Origin of the sequence: Spongiactinospora gelatinilytica (assembly GCF_003236385.1) — a bacterium.
Taxonomy (GTDB): Bacteria; Actinomycetota; Actinomycetes; order Streptosporangiales; family Streptosporangiaceae; genus Spongiactinospora; species Spongiactinospora gelatinilytica.
In genome coordinates this window covers 1-2,887 of sequence record NZ_POUA01000596.1, presented here as the reverse complement: position 1 = coordinate 2,887, position 2,887 = coordinate 1, and the positions used below count along the sequence as shown (strand labels likewise).

At 67.6% G+C, this 2,887-nt stretch carries 3 protein-coding genes; 2 read left to right on the top strand and 1 reads right to left on the bottom strand.

The genetic code is table 11. The features are described 5' to 3' along the window. Window positions 1-1,111: 1,111 nt before the first annotated feature. Entirely contained in the window at window positions 1,112-1,270 is a 159-nt protein-coding gene (locus tag C1I98_RS42265; RefSeq protein WP_158558369.1) for a hypothetical protein, read from the top strand. Between the two features lie 106 nt (window positions 1,271-1,376). Continuing rightward, window positions 1,377-1,604, top strand: a complete 228-nt coding sequence (locus tag C1I98_RS40960) for a hypothetical protein (protein WP_146607882.1) — start codon at window positions 1,377-1,379, stop codon at window positions 1,602-1,604. Between the two features lie 625 nt (window positions 1,605-2,229). Here the strand turns inward: C1I98_RS40960 and C1I98_RS37435 are convergent. Then, the gene (locus tag C1I98_RS37435) at window positions 2,230-2,559 is read right to left on the bottom strand and encodes a hypothetical protein (RefSeq protein WP_111171989.1); all 330 of its coding nucleotides are present in this window, start codon (window positions 2,557-2,559) and stop codon (window positions 2,230-2,232) included. Window positions 2,560-2,887: the final 328 nt, after the last annotated feature.

Genomic DNA, 2,887 nt, shown 5'->3' with positions numbered 1-2,887 from the left:
GGGTTGGGGGCGGCAGAGGGGAGACTGGGAGATCGGGCCGGGCCGGGGGCTCGGGCCGCCCGCCCCCTTTCCCCCTGGCCCTGAGGGGAAGGCTCACGATTGTGGGACCGCGTGCGAGCTTTCGTCGCCGCGCGCGCTGCGGGCTGACCGTGGCTGGAGGATTATTGTCATCACAGCGGTACTGCTCGGCGGCGTGCTTAAACATGAGCGACCACGTCCGGCCGGCCATTCGGATAAAGCGGATCATCAACACCGTCTAGAGGCGGGCATGGATGATCCTTCATGGCCACCCTATAGGGGGCGCCTGGCCGTTTGGAGTATTGGACGCATAAGATGGCCGTCATGTGATAATGCCATAAGCCGCCGCCTTTTGTGCCGGAAGCGGTGAACCCGGCGTTAATACTAATCAGTCCATCCTGGCCGACATGACTGCCGTATGTACGCGCGGCGCCGGCTCCGGATGCGGCGTTCACGACGACATCGAGGATATGATCGCGGGATTTCGCGGTGTTCCCCATGTTCCTCAGTGCGCTGGAGACGGCCGTTCTGGCGCCGGCGGCCTGGCGTTTGACACTGTCCATGGCTTCTTGGAGCGCATCATTCCTGGGATCCAGCGATGCTCCGCAGCCTGCGAGGGAGGCGGCGAGGAGACCTATCCCGGCCGCCCCCTGGATCGCTCGGCGAACTGTCATGGATCGAGGCTACCCAGAGCACTCTCCCGAGCCCATACGAGAGGAAGGTCCCGCTGAGGTTACGATGGAAGGATCGGGCCGATGGGACGCTGTTGTCGGATTCGGTTGCCACCAGGACCAATCCATGGATCGCGGCGCCGGAGGCACAGGAAGAGTGCCCCGCGAACTGCGGGCGAGGATCGGCCTGGATGCCCGAGACGCCGTCGGCCCGAGCGTCCTGGACTGCGGCGGCCATTCTCGTCTGATAAGGCCGCCCATCTGTCTCATCCAGCTCGCCTCCCCATTTGACGGCTTGCCGATGGCGCCGAATCCCGGAACGGTGATGCTGGGAACACATGAGCCATTATCGAAGATATATGGATAGGCCATTAGTATGATAGTGGCGTTTGGCGCTCGGCCTACCCGAGGAAGACTGACCGATGAGCGACTCTCCGCCCGACCCCACAACGATGAACGATACCGGCCTGATCTTCGCGATGGGCCTCCATGACGATGTGTGCGCCTGCCCGTGGTTCCCGGAGTGGCACCGCCGCAGGGGAAGCAACCCTGCCCCTGCCGAGAGCGTCAACGACGACTGATCGTCGGTCCTCCCTTTCCCGGTCCGGCCGAGACAGCGCGCGGAATGCGGGGAGGGCCGCAACGCCCCAACAGCTCAAGCAGCCGACCAGACAAGGAGTGACCCCGATGCCGTTTCGTAGGGCCGCCGCCCACGGACGCCGGCGACTGTCCCGCACCCGAGTGGAGCAGGCCGTCCGCGAGACGCAGACGCGTCTCGAAGTCCACAGCCTCGGCGACACCGAAACGCTCGACGACGGCCGCAAGCAGGTACTCGTCCACCTGCTCGACACCTTCACCGACCCCGCGCCGGGAATCGCCGGCCGCAGCACGGTTGATAGACGCCTTGGAGGGTGACGGCTGGACCGTGACCCACAGACGCGCGGTGACCTCATCCCGTCTGGTCGTCGCCGAACCCGAGGAGGGCTGAGCGGTGGCCTCCGTCTCTGCCGCGCAACTCGCCTTCCTGTAACGCGCCCACGAGGGCACCCTGTACGTGTACCGGGACCTGGCGCGCGTCGGCGGGAACATCGTGGGAGGCCACCCTGGCCAGACTCCGACAGGACGGCCGGCTCGCGTTGGGGGACCACGTCCGCTCGAAGGGCCGCCCGCTGGTCGTTACTACCGAGGGCGTTGCGCTGCTCGTCCGCCTCGGGCAGATCGCCGCCCCCCAGTCCGGGAAGGACTCCGATGCCTGAGCGCATCCGCCGTGAGCGTAGGAAGGGCTGGCGCAAGCCGGCGAACTGCATGATCGTGCCCGCACTTCACGTACGGCAATCCGTTCGCGGTCCGCGCCTGCGACAGTGGATGCTGCTGGGAGATCGACGACCCGTTCCGCATCGCCCGCCGCTCCGAACGACTACCCGGAGCGGTTCAGCAGCAAGGAGAGGCGACCAGAGCCGCCGCGGAGCTGCACAAGATCCACGCCGGTCCCATGGGCGCCGATCTGACGGGTACCTGCGGTGAGACCGCCGGCCTGGGCCTACGGGCCCGGGGAGGGGTCGTCCACCCATCCGGGACGGCCGGTCACGATGGTGTGCCATTCCTTCAGCGCGGCCTGTTCCAGTTCCAACAGGCTGAGCGCGGCCGCCGCGGCCGCGTCCTCGCCTTCGCTGACGAGCCGTTGGTAGGCGGCGAGGTGAGCCTCGCCCGCGGCGATGGCGCCGCGCAAGCCGCGCAGATACCGGACGTGCCACTCATCCTCAGCCGCGTCGGGGGCGTCGTCGCGGTGTGGGGCGGCGAGGCGAGCCGCCAGGTCACGGTGTTCGTCAAGGCCGACCCGGACCGCGGCCAGCCGGTCGCCGGTACTCATCGAGATGGGCCGGATCGGACGGGCCGGTGCTGCTGGGCGCGGCACAGCCGGGCGAGCGGGGCGAGCCGCCGGGTGCGGCACCGGCAGGGCTCACAGTGAGCGCGGGGGGCGGGCGGTGGCATCGAGGGTGCGTGTGATCTGCCCATCGAGGTCCTCCAATGCGCAGATGGTGCCTTTCGCTGCATTGGCACGCTCCTGCACCGATGTACGGGCGTCAGGACGTCGGCGCCACACTCGTCCAAGTCGTAATCTGCTTTTCGGGTTTCCCTAACGGCAGCCGGCGAGGCTGCGACGCCGGGACGTGCCGCATCACCGAGGAGCCCCAGCA

Excerpts from the sequence above, each read along its gene's own strand:
- C1I98_RS42265 (WP_158558369.1), top strand. The coding sequence starts at position 1,112 with ATGAGCGACTCTCCGCCCGACCCCACAACGATGAACGATACCGGCCTG.
- C1I98_RS40960 (WP_146607882.1), top strand. The coding sequence starts at position 1,377 with ATGCCGTTTCGTAGGGCCGCCGCCCACGGACGCCGGCGACTGTCCCGC.
- C1I98_RS37435 (WP_111171989.1), bottom strand. The coding sequence starts at position 2,559 with ATGAGTACCGGCGACCGGCTGGCCGCGGTCCGGGTCGGCCTTGACGAA.